The organism is Mesorhizobium sp. M0808 (assembly GCF_040320025.1).
Taxonomy (GTDB): Bacteria; Pseudomonadota; Alphaproteobacteria; order Rhizobiales; family Rhizobiaceae; genus Mesorhizobium.
In genome coordinates this window covers 62,201-80,324 of sequence record NZ_JAMYOX010000029.1, presented here as the reverse complement: position 1 = coordinate 80,324, position 18,124 = coordinate 62,201, and the positions used below count along the sequence as shown (strand labels likewise).

General features: G+C 60.6%; 18 protein-coding genes. 6 read left to right on the top strand and 12 right to left on the bottom strand.

What is annotated here, in order from left to right:
• Positions 1–98: 98 nt before the first annotated feature.
• The 4 genes from NKI25_RS26195 to NKI25_RS26180 all read right to left on the bottom strand — a co-directional run bounded on the left by NKI25_RS26195 (position 99) and on the right by NKI25_RS26180 (position 2,941).
• Complete coding sequence (locus NKI25_RS26195) at positions 99–1,013, bottom strand: sugar ABC transporter substrate-binding protein (protein ID WP_352999760.1); 915 nt, start codon at positions 1,011–1,013, stop codon at positions 99–101.
• A gap of 94 nt (positions 1,014–1,107) precedes the next feature.
• Positions 1,108–1,893, bottom strand: coding sequence for an ATP-binding cassette domain-containing protein (locus tag NKI25_RS26190; RefSeq protein ID WP_352999758.1), 786 nt, complete (start codon positions 1,891–1,893; stop codon positions 1,108–1,110).
• Positions 1,890–2,711: an ABC transporter permease gene (locus NKI25_RS26185; RefSeq protein ID WP_352999756.1), complete on the bottom strand. Its 822-nt coding sequence runs from the start codon at positions 2,709–2,711 to the stop codon at positions 1,890–1,892. The genes NKI25_RS26190 and NKI25_RS26185 overlap by 4 nt, the downstream gene beginning before the upstream one ends.
• Positions 2,687–2,941 carry a hypothetical protein gene (locus NKI25_RS26180; protein WP_352595583.1) on the bottom strand — a complete coding sequence of 85 codons (255 nt, stop codon included), beginning with the start codon at positions 2,939–2,941 and terminating at the stop codon, positions 2,687–2,689. The genes NKI25_RS26185 and NKI25_RS26180 overlap by 25 nt, the downstream gene beginning before the upstream one ends.
• A gap of 160 nt (positions 2,942–3,101) precedes the next feature.
• Between NKI25_RS26180 and NKI25_RS26175 the strand changes: the two genes are divergently transcribed.
• A complete protein-coding gene (locus NKI25_RS26175; protein ID WP_352999754.1) occupies positions 3,102–4,013 on the top strand; it encodes a GntR family transcriptional regulator in 912 nt (303 codons plus the stop codon).
• 133 nt (positions 4,014–4,146) lie between these two features.
• Here NKI25_RS26175 and NKI25_RS26170 read toward each other — a convergent pair whose 3' ends face one another.
• Both NKI25_RS26170 and NKI25_RS26165 read right to left on the bottom strand, forming a co-directional pair.
• Complete coding sequence (locus NKI25_RS26170; protein WP_352493019.1) at positions 4,147–4,740, bottom strand: DJ-1/PfpI family protein; 594 nt, start codon at positions 4,738–4,740, stop codon at positions 4,147–4,149.
• A gap of 151 nt (positions 4,741–4,891) precedes the next feature.
• The gene (locus tag NKI25_RS26165; protein WP_352641607.1) at positions 4,892–5,584 is read right to left on the bottom strand and encodes a GntR family transcriptional regulator; all 693 of its coding nucleotides are present in this window, start codon (positions 5,582–5,584) and stop codon (positions 4,892–4,894) included.
• Positions 5,585–5,916: 332 nt separating this feature from the next.
• On the opposite strand from NKI25_RS26165, the gene NKI25_RS26160 reads away from it, so the two are divergent.
• Genes NKI25_RS26160 through NKI25_RS26150 form a run of 3 tightly spaced genes read left to right on the top strand, consistent with a single transcriptional unit; the run spans position 5,917 to position 9,479 of the window.
• Positions 5,917–7,143, top strand: a complete 1,227-nt coding sequence (locus tag NKI25_RS26160; RefSeq protein WP_352999752.1) for an iron-containing alcohol dehydrogenase — start codon at positions 5,917–5,919, stop codon at positions 7,141–7,143.
• A gap of 18 nt (positions 7,144–7,161) precedes the next feature.
• Positions 7,162–8,649: an NAD-dependent succinate-semialdehyde dehydrogenase gene (locus NKI25_RS26155; RefSeq protein WP_352708019.1), complete on the top strand. Its 1,488-nt coding sequence runs from the start codon at positions 7,162–7,164 to the stop codon at positions 8,647–8,649.
• Positions 8,650–8,657: 8 nt separating this feature from the next.
• Positions 8,658–9,479: an alpha/beta hydrolase gene (locus tag NKI25_RS26150; protein ID WP_352708021.1), complete on the top strand. Its 822-nt coding sequence runs from the start codon at positions 8,658–8,660 to the stop codon at positions 9,477–9,479.
• Here the strand turns inward: NKI25_RS26150 and NKI25_RS26145 are convergent, their stop codons facing one another.
• From NKI25_RS26145 to NKI25_RS26120, 6 genes are all read right to left on the bottom strand, one after another.
• On the bottom strand, positions 9,480–10,229 hold the full coding sequence (locus NKI25_RS26145) for a ribonuclease activity regulator RraA (RefSeq protein WP_352708023.1): 750 nt from the start codon (positions 10,227–10,229) through the stop codon (positions 9,480–9,482).
• A 22-nt stretch (positions 10,230–10,251) separates the two neighbouring features.
• A complete protein-coding gene (locus tag NKI25_RS26140) occupies positions 10,252–11,415 on the bottom strand; it encodes a mandelate racemase/muconate lactonizing enzyme family protein (protein WP_352708024.1) in 1,164 nt (387 codons plus the stop codon).
• 33 nt (positions 11,416–11,448) lie between these two features.
• Positions 11,449–12,546 (bottom strand): ABC transporter ATP-binding protein, encoded by a 1,098-nt coding sequence (locus NKI25_RS26135; protein WP_352708025.1) that lies wholly within the window; start codon positions 12,544–12,546, stop codon positions 11,449–11,451.
• 10 nt (positions 12,547–12,556) lie between these two features.
• Positions 12,557–13,447 carry a carbohydrate ABC transporter permease gene (locus NKI25_RS26130; RefSeq protein WP_352708026.1) on the bottom strand — a complete coding sequence of 297 codons (891 nt, stop codon included), beginning with the start codon at positions 13,445–13,447 and terminating at the stop codon, positions 12,557–12,559.
• The gene (locus tag NKI25_RS26125) at positions 13,444–14,403 is read right to left on the bottom strand and encodes a carbohydrate ABC transporter permease (RefSeq protein ID WP_352786143.1); all 960 of its coding nucleotides are present in this window, start codon (positions 14,401–14,403) and stop codon (positions 13,444–13,446) included. Before NKI25_RS26125 ends, NKI25_RS26130 begins: the two co-directional genes overlap by 4 nt.
• A 78-nt stretch (positions 14,404–14,481) precedes the next feature.
• Positions 14,482–15,960 (bottom strand): ABC transporter substrate-binding protein, encoded by a 1,479-nt coding sequence (locus NKI25_RS26120; RefSeq protein ID WP_352708028.1) that lies wholly within the window; start codon positions 15,958–15,960, stop codon positions 14,482–14,484.
• A 208-nt stretch (positions 15,961–16,168) separates the two neighbouring features.
• Between NKI25_RS26120 and NKI25_RS26115 the strand changes: the two genes are divergently transcribed.
• Both NKI25_RS26115 and NKI25_RS26110 read left to right on the top strand, forming a co-directional pair.
• Complete coding sequence (locus NKI25_RS26115) at positions 16,169–16,879, top strand: GntR family transcriptional regulator (RefSeq protein WP_023679253.1); 711 nt, start codon at positions 16,169–16,171, stop codon at positions 16,877–16,879.
• A 54-nt stretch (positions 16,880–16,933) separates the two neighbouring features.
• The gene (locus tag NKI25_RS26110) at positions 16,934–18,100 is read left to right on the top strand and encodes a mandelate racemase/muconate lactonizing enzyme family protein (protein WP_352623762.1); all 1,167 of its coding nucleotides are present in this window, start codon (positions 16,934–16,936) and stop codon (positions 18,098–18,100) included.
• Positions 18,101–18,124: the final 24 nt, after the last annotated feature.

Here is an 18,124-nt window from a genome sequence, read left to right as displayed (position 1 = left end):
TGTTGGAATGTACCTCCTTTTTTATAATACCAGCCTGCAGCTATGGGTCTGCGGGTGGGCTCCGCTTCGGGGCCTCACGCCCCCCAACCACTGGTGGATCACTCGAAGTCCTTGACGTTCTGCAGCGTCACCAGTCCGGCGCCGGTATCCACATTGGCCTCGACGGATTCGCCACGGATGGCCTTGACGACAGTGTCGATGCCAAGCTCACCCATTTTCGCGGGAAATTGAGCTACGCTGGCGTCCTCCGCTCCCGACTTGATCGCTTCGATCTCTCCGCAGCAGGCGTCGAAGCCGACCACTATGAGGTTGTCGTTGGCAATACCGGCATTGCTGATCGACTTGACGGCGCCAGGGATCGGCGGGCCGCAGGCCGAGTAGATTGCCTTGAGATCGGGATTGGCGGTCAGGATGTCTTCGGTCACTGACGTACCAAGCCCCAGCGTGCAGTTGGTTGCACCTTTGCCCACGACATCGACCTTGACGTCGCCCAGTCCCTCCATCATGCCCGTGACCCGGTCGTCCAGAGCCGGCACGCCGGGAACGCCTTGCAGGATACCGATCTTGTCACCGCTCTTGAGCACCGTCTTGAGGTATTCTCCGGCGATCTTGCCGCCATTGAGGTTGTTGGTCGATACCAACGCAGTCTGGCCTTTCCAGTTGGGGATGCTGTTGTCGACGAGAACCACCTTAATGCCGGCGGCCACCGCCTTGTCGAGCGCCGGCGCGACCGTCGGGTCGACCGGGGTGATTGCAAGCCCCTTGACGCCCTGCGTGATCATGGATTCGATCAGAGCGATCTGGCCTTCAATGTCGGTAGCCGCCTGGCCCTGGCCTGTGACCAGTTCGATCTCCGGATGAGCGGCCGCATATTTCTTGGCAGCGTCCTCCAGGGTCGAGTAGAACGGCACCGGGAATTTCGTAATCAGGCCGACCTTGATCTTGTCTGCGGCCGAAGCCGGCACGGAAAACGCAACGGCGATCGCCAGCCCTGCGAACAGTTTTCGGTTCATTGGCATTTTATTCCTCCCTTGGAATTGAAACGCCTCCCGGCGGGAGACGCTTCAGGCATTTGCGGACCGGAAAGGTCCTCAAATTTCGAACGGGTCAGGCTCCAACGATCATGGAAACCAGCTCCTGTTTGTTGTCCTTGGTCGGCACCAGTTCGCCGACCCTGCGGCCCTGGCGAAGCACCACCGCGCGATCGGCGAGTTCGACGACGTGTTCCATGTTGTGAGTGATCAGGATGACGGCATTGCCCTGGTCGCGGAGCGCAGCAACCAGATTGAGCACCTGGCGTGATTCACGCAGGCCGAGTGCGGCGGTCGGCTCATCCAGAATGACAACCTTGCGGGCGAACACGGTCGAGCGGGCCACGGCAACGGCTTGTCTTTGTCCACCCGACATCATGGCGACGACGGCATCCAGCCGCGGCAACGTGACCTTGAGATTCACCAACAGAGCGCGGGTCTCGGCGTCCATTCGGCGCTGCTGTAGAAATCGCAGGCCGCGCGGAAGCCATTGCGGGCCAGCTAACTCGCGACCGGCAAAGAAGTTCAGTCCCGGTGTCAGATTGTCGAACAGCGCCAGGTCCTGATAGACGGTCTCGATGCCGGCGAAGCGCGCATCCGCAGGGGAGCGTATCTGCGTTGGCGCACCATCCAAAAAGATCGCGCCGGCATCGAGTTGGTGCACCCCGCTGATGCATTTGGTTAGCGTCGATTTGCCCGCGCCATTGTCGCCGAGCAGGCCGACGATCTCGCCTCGCCGCACCTCGATGCTAACATCGTCCAGCGCCAGAACTGAACCGAAACGCTTGGTAGCACCGCGTACCGCCAGCACGGGATTGTCCGCGGTGACCGCATGATCGGCGTTGGCCGCAACGGCGCTCATGACTGCCTCCCGGCTTGCAGGACACGCACACGCCCTTCGAGGTAATTGCGCAGCACGTCGGACTCGACCGCTATGACGATGACCACGCCGATGACGATGAGCTGGAAAAAGACATTGACGTTGAGCAGGTTGAGCGCGTTGCGGATAACGCCGATCATGATGGCGCCGATCAAGGCATGGCCGAGGTGGCCCCGACCACCAAGAAAACTGGCGCCGCCAATGATCACCGCCGCGATCGTATCCAGTTCCAGCAGATTGCCGAACAACGGCGAACCGGCGTCCGTGCGGCCGGCAAGGATGACTGAACCGATGCCGGAGCACAGCCCTGAGATGACATAGACCGAAACCAGGACCCAGGACACGGGAATACCCATGCGCAATGCGGCGTCGGGCCGGCCGCCAACGGCATAAATCCAGCGCCCCCAGACCATGGTTTTAGCCATGACGAAAAGCATCGCGGCAACACCGGCAACAACGAAAACTGATCCAGGCAGACCCCAGACCGAGTCGCGGCCAAGCGCATCGATCGAATCCGGCATGCCAGGGATGGCGCGGCCTTCGGCCAGTTGCAGCGCCAATCCCTTGGCGATGCTCAATGTTGCCAGCGTGATGATGAAAGGATGCGGCAGTCGGCCGAAGACATAGAAGAGCCCGTTGATGGCGCCGACCGTGGCGCCGCAGCCAACCATCACCGCGATCACAACGGTGGCGGGGGCGCCGGCATGAAAGCTCAGCGCGCCGACGACGGAAGCCAGTGCAAGGTTCGAACCGACGGAGAGATCGATGCCGCGTGTCAGGATGACCAGATGCTGACCCATCGCGACAACCGAGATAACGGCGGTCTGGCCAGGATGTTGCCGAGATTGCGACCTGTCAGGAAATAGGGCGACAGAAAGCTGAGGACGGCGATCAGCAGCACCAGGATGACGACCGGACCAGCGATCAGCAGCATCAGGCCGAGCGCAAGGCCGGGGACGGCGTCTGGCTTCCTGGATGCTGGCAAAGTGGCCTCGCCGACAGTCGTGCCGCTGTTTCCCGTTTCAGGCAAATTCCCCTCCCCGCCGCAGCTTGTGCGAGCCACGTCGTCAAACACTCAATTCGTGCCTCTTCTTATCGATAAAAAACAACCGACCGAGGCGGGTCAAGTTGTTTTTTATGGATAAAGTTCATGCTAAAAAGGACAAGGTATTGTTCCAAAGGAAAATCCGATGAGAACCGACACCGTCTACAAGAAGGCCTTCAATCGAGCTGCAAATATGCTGCACGACGGGCAACTGGCCGGTGAACTTCCTTCCGAAAATGAGCTTAGACGGCGAATGTGCGTCAGCCGCACAACCGTCCGAAAGGTTTTGCGAGAACTTGTTAACCGCGAACTTGTCACCGAGCGCAACGGCCTCAGGTCGACGGGCCGCCCGGTCAGCGACAACGACTACTATCCGGACGCCGAAACCACGCCTCGCGCCAAGCATGTCGAACAACAGTTCATGGAGTGGATGCTGCGGGGTGACACCAGGCCCGGAACCAGCATCAATGAGCTTGAGCTTGCACGCCAATTCGGTGTTGCGACCAATGGAATTCGCGAATTCCTGATCCGCTTCAGCCGGTTTGGACTGATCGAGAAAAGGCCGAATACAGGCTGGCTTTTCAAGGGTTTCACCGAAGACTTTGCACTTGAGCTCTTCGAGATCCGGGTGATGTTCGAACTGCGTTCGGCACAACTGTTTTCACTGCAGCCGGACAGTTCTCCGCTATGGTCGAAACTCGCCGCGCTCAAGATGGCGCATGCCGACCTGCTGGAGCGAATTGAAGGCCGTTTTCACGACTTCTCCGGCTTGGACAACCGGTTTCACCGGCTCATAAACGAGGCCTCACCGAACCGCTTCATCGATGATTTCTACGACATCATCACGTTCATTTTCCACTATCACTATCAGTGGAACAAGCAGGACGAAAAGCAGCGCAACCTTGCCGCAATCCACGAACACATTGCCTATATCGATGCGCTTGAGAGCCGCAACTCCACTCGGATTCAGGTGGCCTGCCGAGCGCATCTGGCCTCAGCGAGGGAAACACTGATGCGTTCGCTTACGGCATTTGATGAAACGAGCATCAATGCATAACGAAAGACCTCCGCCCATGGGAGGCAAACTCAGCGTGATGCAGGCGTTTTATGATCCGGGCCGAACTGGCGGTGACAAGTTCCCCTTCCAGAAGGGAACCGACGCACCCCTTTGAGATGCGTCGGAAGAAGGTCTAAGCGTGGCGGATTTCGGTTCCCAGCACCTTCAGGCATTCGCGGATGAACGCTGCAAGGGCCGTCCAGCCCTTTGCCGAAACCATCGTGCCATCCACATATGCCTCCGTTGGAGACAGGTCGATATAGGTGCCGCCCGCAAGCGTCACTTCGGGCTCGCAAGCCGCCAGTGCGCCGACCTTCTTGCCACGCACGACGCCGTCCACCGCAATCAGGATCTGCACGCCGTGGCAGATCGTGAAGATCGGCTTCTTGGTTTCGTGGAAGTGGCGCACCATCGCCTGCACGCGCTTGTCGGTGCGGATGTATTCGGGGCCACGACCGCCGGCGCAGTAAACGGCGTGGTATTGCTCCAGCTGCTTCTCAGCGTCGGAGAAGGTCTTGTTGATCAGCGCATAGTGGCCGAGCTTTTCGGTGTAGGTTTGATCGCCCTCGAAATCGTGCAGCGATGTTTTGATCAGGTCTCCGGCGCTTTTGTCTGGGCACACGACGTGCACGGTGTGGCCCACCGCTTCCATCGCCTGCTGGTAGACGAAGATTTCGTATTCCTCGGTGAATTCACCGGTCAGCATCAGGATCTTTTTGCCTGGCATGGTACTTCCTTTCCTGTGACAACGGCCGGGCGAGACCTGGACTCGCCTGGCAGGTTTGAGTTTCTAGAAGGGTGAATCGGGGAAGTAGTCTTCGTTGGCTCTGGCCTGCGTGATGACCGTCAACGGCGGGTACGGGGACATCGGGACAGTCTCAGTCGAACGCCAACAACAAACGGTCGCGGGAATGCTCGATATGGCGACGCATCGCCTGCTCGGCAGCGGCAGGATCGGCCGCAGCGAAAGCGGCCAGGATGGCCTCATGCTCGTCAAGCGCCTCCTCGGTGACGCGCGAATGGAACATCAGGCGGAATATGTGGAAGTGGGTATGCTGGTGCGCCAGTGTCTCGCGCGCGAGTTCGTTGTTGGCGAATTCCATAACCTTGTCATGGAAAATGGCATCCTGGCGGGCGAAGTTGGAATACCGCAGGCGCTCGTCCTTGCCCTCACGGCGCGCCATGACGCCGGCCGATGTCTGAAGCTGTGCGAGCTTTACCTCGTCCATGAGCACCGCTGCCTTGGCTGCACCATGAGGCTCGAGCAGCAGGCGAAGCTCGTAGAGTTCATCGAACCGTCGTTTCGTAATCTGCGGCGCAGCGCGGTAACCGATCAGATGCGTCTTCAGCACCAGGCCTTCGCCTTCGAGCCGGCCGAGCGCCTCGCGGATCGGCGTGTGGGATACGTTGAATTCCTTGACCAGGCTGTCGACGGTGATGCGCGAGCCCGGCGCAATCTTCAGGGACATGAGTTGCGCAAAGATCGCTTCGTAGACGTCCTCAACCAGGCTGCTGGAGCGCTGGATACGCCCGCCGGCGAGGTTCGCTTCGTCTAGACTGGGTAAGTTCATGGCGTGCATGTTTTGCCTCTTGACACATTGAGTTGCTAACACGATGCTCCGGCCAATGCAATCCTATATCCTATACGATTTTATAGAGGATATCATTTGCGGCAGCTAGGAGACAAAGCAATCGAATTTGCAGTGGCCCTGCTGGAACAGCGTGCCGCCCTGGCAGCCCGTGCTTCCTCACCTGCTGAACGGACCGCCAGCGTTGCGGGCGATGGTTCGGCACGTCGATACGCAAACGCGTTGCGAGACGGGTTTTACATCGAACCCGGCCTTTGGGCCGAGTTGAACACCATCTCGCATTCCAATCCAGACATTATCACAGGATGCAGGTCATGAGCCTTTTCGCTGCCCTAAGGCTGCCGCGCGAAATCCTCTTCGGGAAGGGCCAACGCCACGTCATTCCGGTTGTCGCGGCGAGGCTCGGGCGTCGCGCACTCGTCTGCACCGATGAACGTTTTGCCGCAACGGGCCCGTTCGCAGAGATTGTCACTGGGCTGCGAGCCGCCTCGATAGACGTACTGGTGCATGATCGTGTGCTGCCCGACGTTCCTCGGGACACCGTTGCCATCTGCGTCGAGGAAGCACGGAAGTTCGCGCCCGACGTGGTGATCGGCATTGGCGGCGGCAGTTGTCTCGACATGGCGAAATGCGCCGCGTTGCTCATCAGTCACGGCGGTCAGCTCCAGGATTACTACGGCGAGTTCAAGGTGCCCGGCCCGACGCTGCCGCTGATCGCGGTGCCGACGACAGCCGGCACCGGCTCTGAAGTTACCCCGGTTGCCGTGATCTCGGATCCGGATCGCACGCTGAAGGTCGGCATCTCCAGCCCGTATCTGATCGCGGCCGCGGCTATCTGCGACCCTGAGCTGACGATGACATGCCCGCCGGGATTGACGGCAATGGCAGGCGCCGATGCGCTGACGCATGCAATCGAGGCCTTCACCGCCGCCAGGCGTGGGACCGATCCCGGCCTTCCGCAGAACCATGTCTTTATCGGCAAAACCGCCTTGACCGATCACTTCGCCCTGCTGGCGATCAAGCTGCTTGGCCGAAGCCTTGAAACGGCATACCGCCGGCCCTCTGACGAGGACGCCCGGACCGACGTCATGATGGGTGCACTTGCAGCCGGCTGCGCGTTCGGAACGGCCGGCACGGCGGCAGCGCACGCCGTGCAATATCCGGTTGGCGCGATAACCCACACCGCTCACGGATTGGGTGTCGCCACCATGCTGCCATTCGTCATGAAGTACAACAGAACGGCCGCAGCGACCGAGATGGCCGAGATCGCCAACGCGCTCTGCCTCGATGGAAAAGGCCGGACGCCCGAAGAGTTGGCCGACGCGACCATTGGCGAGGTCAGTCGGCTGTTTGGGGCAATCGGGATCACCCCCTCGTTGGCCGAGCTGGGGCTGCCTGCTGACAAGCTCGATTGGACGGCGGAACAAGCGATCGGTATCGAGCGCCTCATCAAGAACAATCCGCGGCCATTCGATTTGGGATCCATGCGACGCCTGGTCCAGGCCGCCTTTGATGGCGACCTCGCCAGCTGCGTCATTTAAACAATCGGGAATATCGAGATGAACACGTTTTCACAGGTTCTGTCGGATGATCAGGGCGTCAGCGACTTCCACACAATTTCGCACGGGCTGTATATTGGCGGCCAATGGCGGCAGTCAGCGGATGGCAGGGTGATTCCGGTCGTCGATCCTTCGACCGAGGCTGTCATCGCCGCTGTGCCCGATGCGACCGTGAACGACGCGGCCGCTGCCGTTGACGCCGCTGCCAAGGCAGCCCATGGCTGGCGGACAACGTCGCCGCGAAAGCGTTCCGAGATCCTCAGACGCTGCTTTGAACTGATGACGGAACGATCCGAGGCGCTGGCGACTCTCATTGCGCTGGAGAACGGCAAGGCTCTGCGGGATGCCCGCGGCGAGATCGCTTACGCCGCGGAATTTTTCCGTTGGAATGCCGAGGAGGCGGTTCGCATTATCGGTGAATTCGGTACTGCGCCTTCCGGCACCAACCGCATTGTGGTCGACTACGAACCGATCGGCATCTGCGTCCTGATCACGCCCTGGAATTTTCCTGCCGCGATGGCGACGCGCAAGATCGCACCGGCACTTGCCGCTGGATGCACGGTGATCCTGAAGCCGGCCAGTGAGACCCCGCTTACCGCATACGCGCTGGCCGCGCTCTACCAGGACGCAGGCGTTCCACCAGGGGTGGTCAACGTCCTGACAACCTCCAGTCCCGGGCCTTTGACAGCCGCCATGCTGGCCGATCCGCGGGTGCGCAAACTCTCCTTCACCGGTTCGACGGGTGTGGGTCGCGCTCTGCTGGCAGAGGCTGCCAGGCATGTGATCTCATGTTCCATGGAACTCGGCGGCAACGCACCGTTCATTGTGTTCGACGACGCCGATCTCGAAGCGGCGCTCGATGGCGCAATGGTGGCCAAGATGCGCAACGCCGGCGAGGCCTGCACGGCCGCAAACCGCCTCTACGTCCAATCTGGCATCTACGAAGCCTTCTGCGAGGGCCTCGAGAAGCGAATGTCGTCGCTCAAGGTCGGCGCCGGCACCGACCCGGACACGGAATGCGGGCCTATGATCACGAAAAAGGCGATCGAGAAGATAGACCGCCTTGTCGTCGACGCGGTCACACGCGGCGCGCGGGTCTTGTGCGGCGGCTCAGTCCTGTCCGGACGTGGTTTCTTCTACCCTCCGACAGTGCTTCGCGACGTGCCAGGCGACGCAAAGATGGCGCATGAGGAGATATTCGGGCCGGTGGCGCCAATCTCCAGCTTCGAAACGGAGGCCGAGGTCATCGGGCGCGCCAATGACACCGAATATGGGCTTGCTGCCTACATCTACACGCGCGATCTGGCGCGCGGCATGCGGGTGGCCTCGCGGATCGAGGCCGGGATGATTGCTCTCAACCGCGGCCTGATGTCCGATCCGGCAGCTCCCTTCGGCGGCGTCAAGCAAAGCGGGCTCGGCCGCGAGGGAGGGCAGCATCACGGCATTGCGGAATTCATGGAGGCGAAATACCTCGCCATCAGCATGTGAGCAGAAGAATGCAAGGCGATCCCTTTCGCATCCGCGACCACGTCGCGGATTTTGACGAAATCGTGCAGGACTTCGTTGATCGCAGCGAGGTCGCCCGCGCCACCATTGCGATGACCGCTGACGTGGCCTACGGACCGGATCCGACCGAGACCATGGACCTGTTCTTTCCCGCGGGCAAAAGAACGGCGCTTCCGGTGCACATCTTTGTCCACGGCGGCTACTGGAGAATGTTCTCCAAGCGCGACTATTCATATATGGCGACGACGATTACCCGGGCCGGGGCCATTGCCGTCATCCTTGATTATGCTCTGATGCCCAAGGTCCGAATGGCGAGGATCGTCGACCAGGTGCGCCGGGCCAAGCAGTGGGTCCTGGCCAACATCGCCGATCATGGCGGAAGCCCGGCGGCCCTGACCGTCAGTGGCCATTCGGCTGGAGCCCATCTTGCAACGTTCCTGTTCGATGGGGCGCACACCCCCTCGAATGTAAGGGCAGCCCTTCTGTTGAGCGGGCTCTACGATTTGAAGCCGCTCCAGGATTCCTTTCTCGCCAACGAGATTGGAATAACCGACGAGGAAGTCGCCATGTTCACGCCGCTCGCCTGTCGGCATGATCCTCAAACCAAGGCGGCGGTTCTGGTCGGAGCCAATGAGACGCCACCCTTCCATCAGCAAGCCGATCGATTCAAGGCAAGCTTGCTGCGGCAGGGATCGTTGGTAACGTCGCATGTGCTCCCGAACCGCAACCACATGGACAGTGTCAGAGATCTCGGCGTGCCGGGGACCGGGGCTGCCGATTGCCTGGCAAAACTGATCGCCAAGGCCTGCTGACTAACTCGGGTTCTCCAGGCGATTTGTTTTGCGCCACTCCTCGTACTCCCCGCGGGCATCGTCATGCAGCGGATAGTAACGTTGCAACGGGCCGCCCTCCATGAGCTTCACTCGTGAGAATTCCTCCCAATCATGATGCTTTTGTGATTCTTCGATCACCTTCGGGGCCATCACGACGGGAAGCACCACCACCCCGTCGTCGTCGGCGACAATGATATCGCCGGGGATCACCGTGACACCGCCGCAGGCAATCGGAACGTTGACGGCATTGGGATAGATGCTGGTCTGCACATGATAGTTTGGCGTCCAGCCGCGCAGCCATAGGGGCAGATCGAGCTTTTCGACATTGGGCCGGTCGCGCATGCACCCGTCGATGACGATACCCGCCCCGCCCCTGCCCTTGAAATACGTCGACATCATATCGCCGAAGACGCCCGAGCTCATATCGCCGCGCCCGTCGACCACGACCACATCGCCCTCCTGCGCGTGATAGAGCACGTGCCGGTGCAGCTGTGTCTCCGGATCGGCATATTCTCCTTCGGTGAAGAGGTCCGGCCGCTGCGGCAGGAACTGCAGCGTCAGCGCCGGCCCGACGATCGACTTCCCGTGGTTTTGCGCCACGGGACCGACCATGTGCGGATTGCGGAAGCCCATGTGGCCAAGCGTGCCGGCTACCGTCGCGGCGCCGATCTCCCTTAGCGCGTCGATCAGGTCTTTAGGCGGCCGCATGATGTCGGAAGTATGCGTCATTGTGGACTCCGATTGAATGGAACTACCAGTTCGTAACAGAACCATCGCGGCGCTTAAGGTGAGGCGCTTCCCAGAAACGCAAACTCTGCGCCTGGACCGCAACTTCGTTGACCTCGACGCCGAGTCCCGGCAGATCGCCGACCGGGTAATCGGTCCCGTCGAGCCGTGGTTGCACGGGGAAGAAGTCGGAATTGTCGAAGCCCAGCTTTGTTTCGGGTGCCCTGGTCTCGAGCCACGCGAAGTTGGGTACCGCGGCAGCGAGATGCACGGTCGCGGCCGTGCACACTGGGCCAAGCGGATTGTGCGGCATCAGGTCCACATAATGCGCCTCGCTCCAGCCAGCGATTTTCATCGCCTCGGTGAGCCCGCCGACATTGCAAACATCGATCCGGTTGAACTGATGGATGCCGCGCTCGATGTAGGGCAGGAACTGCCACTTGCTGGCAAATTCCTCGCCTATGGCAAAGGGGATTTCGGTCATCGTGCGCAGCGATTCATAGGCCTCCGGCGTCTCGGCCCGTATCGGCTCCTCGAGGAAATCAAGCACGCCGCGACCGAGCTTGTTGCAGAAGCTCGCGGCCTCTGCCACCGACAGCCGATGATGATAGTCGAGGCCGAGGACCACGTCGTCGCCCAGCGCCTCGCGCGCCTTGTTCAGCATACCCGCGGTAGCGCCGATGGACTCGCGCGGCTCGAAGATGTCCTTGCTGTTTTGCCCGAAGGGGAAGAAGCGGATCGCCTGCCACCCCTGCGCGCGAAGTTCGCGGGCCCGTTCGATGGCAACGTCGCCCTCGGCCTCGTCGCCGGTCGAGGCAAAGGTGGGAATGCGGTCGCGCTGCTTGCCGCCCAGCAGCTCGTAGACCGGCACGCCCAGCGCCTTGCCCTTGATGTCATGAAGGGCGATGTCGATGGCGGAAATCGCCGCCTGAAGGACTCGCCCGCCTTCGAAGTACTGGCTGCGGTAAATCTCCTGCCAGATCCGCCCGATCTGCATCGGGTCGCGGCCGATGAGAAACTCGCGATAGTGCTCGACCGCGCCGGCCACGGCCCTCTCGCGACCGCTCAAGCCGCTCTCGCCCCAGCCGAAGATGCCCTGGTCGGTCTCGACCTTGACGAGCAGCTGGTTGCGCGTTCCTACCCACACCGGATAGGGCTTGATCGCGGTGATCTTAAGCTTCTCAGTCATCCACGCCCACGTTTCACGCGCATTCGCCCTATCTCAGTTGGCCTTGAGGGCCATTTCAGTTTCGCCATCGAACAGATGCATCCGCTCCTGGTCGAACTCGAGCCAGATCTGCTCGTCGGGCGCGACGGCAATGTTCGGCGGCACGCTGACGTTGACGATGGCGCCGGACAGGAACGCCTGAACGAAGGTGACGTCGCCGGTCGGCTCCACCGTATAGGCCTTGGCCGGGACGCTGCCTGGCACCGCACTCTTGTGGAGCTTGATCGTCGAGTGACGTGCGCCGAGCACGACTTTCCGGGTCGTCGCTTTCGCGACCTTCTGGGCATTGCGCGGCGAGAGCTCAAGGCGCCAGCCCTCGGCGCCGGTCAACACCGTGTTGCCGTTTGCCATCGATGCCTGCAGCGGAATAAGGCTCATCGCCGGGCTGCCGATGAAGCTGGCCACGAACATGTTTACCGGATGGGCAAAGACCTGCGCCGGTGAATCGTATTGCTGCAGGTAGCCGCCATTCATCACCGCCATCTTGTCAGCCATGGTCACGGCTTCGAGCTGGTCGTGCGTCACATAGATGATCGTCGCCTTGAGGTCCTGGTGGAAACGCTTGATCTCCGACCGCATCTGCACGCGCAGTTTGGCATCGAGGTTGGACAGTGGCTCGTCCATGAGGAACACTGCGGGGTCGCGAACGAGGGCACGGCCAAGAGCCACACGCTGCTGCTGCCCGCCCGAAAGTTCGCGCGGCTTGCGCTCGAGCAGGTGCGTCATGTCGAGCACTCGCGCCGCTTCCTTGACCTTCTTGTCGATCTCGTCCCTGGGGAGTTTGCGCATCTGAAGCGGGAACGCCAGGTTCTTGTAGACCGATTTCTGCGGGTACAGCGCGTAGTTCTGGAACACCATTGCGATGTCCCGGTCCTTGGGGTCGAGGTCGTTGACCACGCGCTCGCCGATGATGATGTCGCCCGATGTGATCGGGGTCAGCCCAGCGACGAGATTGAGCGTGGTTGTCTTGCCGCAGCCTGAAGGGCCGACGAGCGCAACGAACTCGCCGTCATTGACCGTCAGCGAAACGTGGTTGACAGCTTTGAAGCTGCCATAGCTCTTGACGAGATCTTGGAGGACCACGTGGGCCATCGGCAACTCCCTAGTGCTTGACCGCGCCTTCCGTAAGGGCGCGTACAAAGTATCGTTGCAGGACCAGGAACAACACCACGACGGGCACACTCATTATGAAGCTGGCCGCCATCAGGCCCGGAAAGTCCGTCGTATTTTCCGAGAAGAAGCGTTGGATGCCGACCGGCAGGGTCAACTGCTCGTTCTTGGAGAGGAAGGTGTAGGCGTAGATGTACTCGTTCCACGCGCCGATGAAGGAATAGATTGCGGTGGCGATGATCCCCGGAGTCGAGAGCGGCATCACGATCATGATGAAGGCCTGGAACCGTGTTGCGCCATCGATGCGCGCCGCCTGCTCAAGCTGCACCGGGATATTGTCGTAAAAGCCCTTGAGCAGCCAGATCGCCAGCGGCAGGCCAAAGGTGAGATAGGTGAGTATCAGTGAGCCATGCGTGTTTATCAGACCGATCGCGCGCATCAGGATGAAGAGTGGCACGAGAAAGATCACCGCCGGGAACATATTGCGCAGCAGCACGGCAAAGAACAGGAAATTCCGGCCGGGGAAACTGAAGCGCGAAAACGCGTAGGCCGCTGGGACAGCCACGATCACCGAAAGGATTGTCGTGACGGTCGACACGAAAAGGCTGTTCCAGAAGAAGCGGAGGAAGTCCTGGCCGACGCTGTTCTGCGGATCGAGCAGTTTCTGATAGCTGGCGAGGGTAGGTTCGTCCGGCCACCATTGCGGCGGGAATTGCGTCGCCGCGAATCCGGACTTGATCGAGGTGATCAGCATCCAGATCATCGGCAACGCGGTATAAAGCAGCATGAACACGAGGAATATGCGCCCGGCCCACCGCCATCCGTCGACGCGCATGCGGCGACGGGTCTGGGCTCGAGGGGCTGTCTCGGCAATCGTGCTCATGCGCTCCCCTCTTTCGGCTCGTTGCCGCTTAACGCACGGACGTAGAAGTAGCCCAGCGTCATCAGCGTGAGGAACAGGAGCACCGAATAAGCCGATGCCACCCCCCAGCGCTGCCGTCCGAAGGCGAGCTCATAAATGTGGGTTATCCAGATATGCGATGCGTTCGACGGCCCGCCGCCGGTCATGATCCAGGGGATGATGAAGGAATTGAAGTTGGCCACCGCGAGCAGCAGCATCGTCACCACCGAGACGTTGCGCAAGTGCGGAAAGGTGACGTGCCAAAAGCGCTGCCATGCATTGGCACCATCGACTTTTGCGGCGCGTAGCAATTGGTCGGGGACTGTCTGCAGGCCGGCCATCATCATGATCATGGCAAACGGAAACTCGCGCCAGATATTGACGACGATCAGGGAGGGCAGCACCGTGCTGACATTGTCGATGAAATTCGGCGGCTGGTCGGCCAATCCGAGGCCGACCAGCACCGCGCCGATGATCCCGAAGTCCGAATGGTAGATCCACTTCCAGATATAGGAGGCGGCCACTGCGCTGATGACCCAAGGGATGATCAGGATAGCGCGCAAGACACCACGGCCGATGAAGTCGCGGTGGAGCGCCAGCGCCGTTGCAAACCCCAGGACAAAGGAGATGAAAGTGGACCCCAGCGTCCAGATCAGTGTGTTCCAGGTGACCTTCCAGAACACCTGACTGGTGAGGATCGTCGTGTAGTTGTCGAAGCCGATGAAGGTCTTGTCGCGGAGCTGCAGACCAGGCGGTGTCTTAAAGAACGACAGCTCGACCGTGTAGTAGATCGGATAGGCGATGACGATGAGCATCACGGCGATCGCCGGGAGCACATACGCGTAGTCCGCGCGATGCTCCCAGATCTTCCGCAGCGTGCCGGACCAACCGGGTTGCAATCTTCGGCGAGCCTCGGCCTTGCCGGTCACGATCGTCACTTGTGGCGTGCCCTTATTCTTCGGAACGAGGCGGCTGCGCCAGCGGCGCAGCCGGTCAGGTCGTAGGTCAGGCTTGGACTAGAGTCCGCCCATCACGTCTTTTACCTTCTTGGCCGCGTCCTCCGCTGCCTCGTCGACGGTCATCGCTCCGGTCAGGGCATTCTGCAGCATGTCCGGGATGATGATGTTCATGATCTCGGGGGCCTGCGGCAGCGCTGGGAACGGAATGCCGTATGGCAGCATCGAGGTCGTGACATCCAGGAACTTGATGTTGTCCAGACGTTCCTTCATCCACTTGGTTTTGAAGCCGTTAAGGTTGCCTGGGTTTGATCCGGCGTAGGCCATCTTCAGCGACCACTCAGGGCTCGTCCACATGCAGATGATAGCCTTTGCAGCAGGCTCGTCTACCTTGCCGCCCTCGACATATTCGGGCTTCAGGATGTGAATGTTAGAGCCGCCGAACACGACGGCGCGCTTGCCGTCGGGGCCAGTTGGAATCAGGCCGTAGCGCATGTTGTCGATGACCGTCTGCGCCTTGTCCTTGTCGGTGCCCGTCGCCTTTTTCTGCAGGTCGAGCATGACGTTGTAATCGGACGGGTGCGAGATCATCATGCCGAGCTGGCCGGCGACGAACAGGGGCTGGTTATCGGCCTGCTGGTTGGTGAGCGCCGAAACCGGAACCGACTTGTCGCGAACATACATGTCGTAGGAGGCTTGCAGCGCCGCCTTGCTCTGCGGGCTATCGAGCTGGACCTGCTCATAGGTCGGATTCGCGGTGGCTTCGTCGAAGACGCCGCCGCCATAGGCCCACAGCTGTGGCATGAAACGGTACGGCGTATTGCCGGCATTCTTGCGCGCCACGAGGCCGTAGCCGGCAATGCCGAGCTTGTCGTGGATCTGCTTGGAATATTTGACGACATCTTCCCAGGTTGCCGGAGCCTTGTCCGGATCGAGGCCCGCACGCTTGAAGATGTCGGCGTTCCAGATGAACGCCATCGTCTCGTTGTTGGTCGGAATGCCGTAGGTCACGCCCTCCCAGGTCACGGCCTTCATGGCGCCGGGCCAGAAATCCTCGGTCGAATACCCCACATCCTCTGGCTTGAGCGGCTGCAGATAGCCCTTTGAGGCGAACTCGGTACCACCCAGGATTTGCAGGCGGACCGCCATCGGCGCGGCATTGCCCAGGAGCGCCGTGCGGAACTTGTCGAGAAGGTCGTTATAGGTGAGGGCTTGTTCCTCGAGCTGGATGTTCGGATATGTCTTGCGGAAGGTCTCGAAGAAATCCTTGTAGTACTGGCGCAGGAGGTCGGGGTCGCCCTCGAACACGCCCTGATACCAGAAAGTCAGTCGCCCCTTGTAGTCGAGCGGGGTAACCTTGGCGCAATCGGCAGCCGTGTCAAAATCCTGTGTGCCCGCAATCGAGCGCACATATTCCGGCGACCACTTGCTCAGGTCGACCGGTGGCGCACCCAGCGCCGAAGTAGACGTCAGGGATGCCATCAAAGCAGTGGCGACAGTGCCGCGCAGGACGGCACTGCCGAGCGCAATTCTCGTCATAGGTATCCTCCCTGGTTCTCCCATGCCGCCCTAAAGCGGTCCTTGCTCGTTTCGATCGCGAGGATGCCTCTTTCAACTCAGTGTATCCTCTCGATCGCTTGGTACGTTTTCAGATCATGGATTGCCTGTCAACGCGCCAGATCGTACATTGTTTGCGAAAGCCGTGTGTGATACCGGGCAAAGTATGTATTAAATTGGGGAGCCGGCCTTGGCCGAAATAAGCGATTTCAAAGCGATGCCACCGGTGGGGACCGATCCCATCGGGGCCTCCAGCGAGGGCGCCTCGCTTTATGAATTGATCAGAGAAGATATCATCGAGGGACGGCTCGCCGCCAACGAACGGCTTGTCGTCACCGATCTCGCCCGGCGTCACGGCACTTCGACCAATCCTGTGCGCGAGGCCCTGCAGTTGTTGCGCGGCGAAGGGTTTGTCACCTTTGTCGCCAACCGCGGGGCGCGCGTCCGACCCATTGATCAAGATTTTGTCCGGGATATCTACGAGATCGGTGTTCTGATCGAGCCAGCCCTGACACGATGGTTTGTGAATATGGCTACCGGCGAGGACATCGCCGAACTCGAACGTCTCCAAGGCCTGATCGAAGAGAACAATTTCGCCGACACATTCAGGCATAGTGAGCTGGATACCGCTTTCCACACCGTGATGTACCAGCGGCACTACAACCGCCACGCCGCCGAGCTTTGGTGGAAGCATCGCGAAGTGCTGCGAGCCGTGAGCCGTCGTTTCAATTTCACGCTGGCGCGACGTGCCGCGATCATGCGCGAGCACCGCGAACTCATCGCGCTTGTGAAGGCGGGAGAGGCCGACAAGGCGGCCGAACTCGTTTCCCGCCATGTCGAGGGTTCGGGCCGGCATATTCTCGAACAGATGCGAGCGCGCAACGCCGCTCGGGCCGGATAGAATGTCCAGTCCAGAACATCGTTAGCTGACCATTTTCAGGCAAAGGTAGTTGAGATGAAAATCACGAGCATTCGGCCGTGGCTGATCAAGTCCGATGCTTCCTACTGGGGAGAGTTCCTGTTCGTCGAAGTGACGACCGACGAGGGAGTGAGTGGCTGGGGAGAGATCACCACCACGACAAGGCTCGCCAACCGCGCCCTCTGCACGATCCTGCGGCAGATCGGCGTCGCCGTGACAGGCGAGGATCCGGCGCATATCGAGCATCTCTGGCACAAGATCTTCCGCAGCTTCACCTACATGGGAAGCCGCGGCGCCGCCGTCGAATGCGTGAGCGCCATCGATATTGCCCTCTGGGACATCCGGGGCAAAGTCCTCGGCAAGCCGATTTACGAGCTGCTTGGCGGGCCGGTACGCGATGAAATCGCGCTCTACACCCATCCCAACCAGGCCAAATTCACCAGCAAGGAGGCTGTGGTCCGCGAAATTCTTGACATTGTCGAGTCCGGACACACTGCGCTCAAGTTCGATCCCTACCCCCACCAGGGCCGCAGCGCCGATGGCCTGCCCCGCGAACAGCGAGACGGCTACCTCGATGGCAGCATGACTCGCAAGGACGAGCGCGAAGCCGCCGAACTCACGGCTCTGATCCGCGAAACGGCAGGACCCGATGTCGACATTCTCATCGATGCGCACGGCCGCTTCGATGTCCCCACCGCCATTCGCCTGTGTCGGAGCCTCGAGGAGGCCGGCCAGATCGACTGGTTTGAGGAGCCCTGCCCGCCCGAGAGCCTTAACGCCCTCAAGCAGGTGCGTGAGAAGGTCAATACCGCCATCTCGTGGGGCGAGCGCGGCCACACGAAGTGGGATTTCGTGCCGGTACTCGAGAACAGGCTCGCCGACTACATCATGCCCGACGTTACCTGGACCGGCGGCATTACCGAACTCAAGAAGATTTCTGCGCTGTGCGAAGCCTACTACGTGCCGGTCTCGCCACATGACGCCGCGGGACCGATCAACGTGGTTGCGGGAGCGCAGGTGATGATGACCGTTCCCAACTTCTACAAACTCGAAACATCGGAATGGAACCTGGGCAAATACGATCACCTGATCGACAGACCACTCGACGTTTCGAACGGCAGCCTCAAGCTGACGTCGAAGCCTGGTCTCGGTATTGAGATGGACCGCGACTACTTGCAGGCCCACGAGATTGAGCTGGGCTAGCAACACTCTATGCCGGCCCAGGGT

Excerpts from the sequence above, each read along its gene's own strand:
- NKI25_RS26190 (WP_352999758.1), bottom strand. The coding sequence starts at position 1,893 with ATGAGCGCCGTTGCGGCCAACGCCGATCATGCGGTCACCGCGGACAAT.
- NKI25_RS26165 (WP_352641607.1), bottom strand. The coding sequence starts at position 5,584 with ATGAACTTACCCAGTCTAGACGAAGCGAACCTCGCCGGCGGGCGTATC.
- NKI25_RS26160 (WP_352999752.1), top strand. The coding sequence starts at position 5,917 with ATGAGCCTTTTCGCTGCCCTAAGGCTGCCGCGCGAAATCCTCTTCGGG.
- NKI25_RS26185 (WP_352999756.1), bottom strand. The coding sequence starts at position 2,711 with ATGGGTCAGCATCTGGTCATCCTGACACGCGGCATCGATCTCTCCGTC.
- NKI25_RS26120 (WP_352708028.1), bottom strand. The coding sequence starts at position 15,960 with ATGACGAGAATTGCGCTCGGCAGTGCCGTCCTGCGCGGCACTGTCGCC.
- NKI25_RS26155 (WP_352708019.1), top strand. The coding sequence starts at position 7,162 with ATGAACACGTTTTCACAGGTTCTGTCGGATGATCAGGGCGTCAGCGAC.
- NKI25_RS26135 (WP_352708025.1), bottom strand. The coding sequence starts at position 12,546 with ATGGCCCACGTGGTCCTCCAAGATCTCGTCAAGAGCTATGGCAGCTTC.
- NKI25_RS26145 (WP_352708023.1), bottom strand. The coding sequence starts at position 10,229 with ATGACGCATACTTCCGACATCATGCGGCCGCCTAAAGACCTGATCGAC.
- NKI25_RS26140 (WP_352708024.1), bottom strand. The coding sequence starts at position 11,415 with ATGACTGAGAAGCTTAAGATCACCGCGATCAAGCCCTATCCGGTGTGG.
- NKI25_RS26175 (WP_352999754.1), top strand. The coding sequence starts at position 3,102 with ATGAGAACCGACACCGTCTACAAGAAGGCCTTCAATCGAGCTGCAAAT.
- NKI25_RS26170 (WP_352493019.1), bottom strand. The coding sequence starts at position 4,740 with ATGCCAGGCAAAAAGATCCTGATGCTGACCGGTGAATTCACCGAGGAA.
- NKI25_RS26110 (WP_352623762.1), top strand. The coding sequence starts at position 16,934 with ATGAAAATCACGAGCATTCGGCCGTGGCTGATCAAGTCCGATGCTTCC.
- NKI25_RS26195 (WP_352999760.1), bottom strand. The coding sequence starts at position 1,013 with ATGAACCGAAAACTGTTCGCAGGGCTGGCGATCGCCGTTGCGTTTTCC.
- NKI25_RS26150 (WP_352708021.1), top strand. The coding sequence starts at position 8,658 with ATGCAAGGCGATCCCTTTCGCATCCGCGACCACGTCGCGGATTTTGAC.
- NKI25_RS26130 (WP_352708026.1), bottom strand. The coding sequence starts at position 13,447 with ATGAGCACGATTGCCGAGACAGCCCCTCGAGCCCAGACCCGTCGCCGC.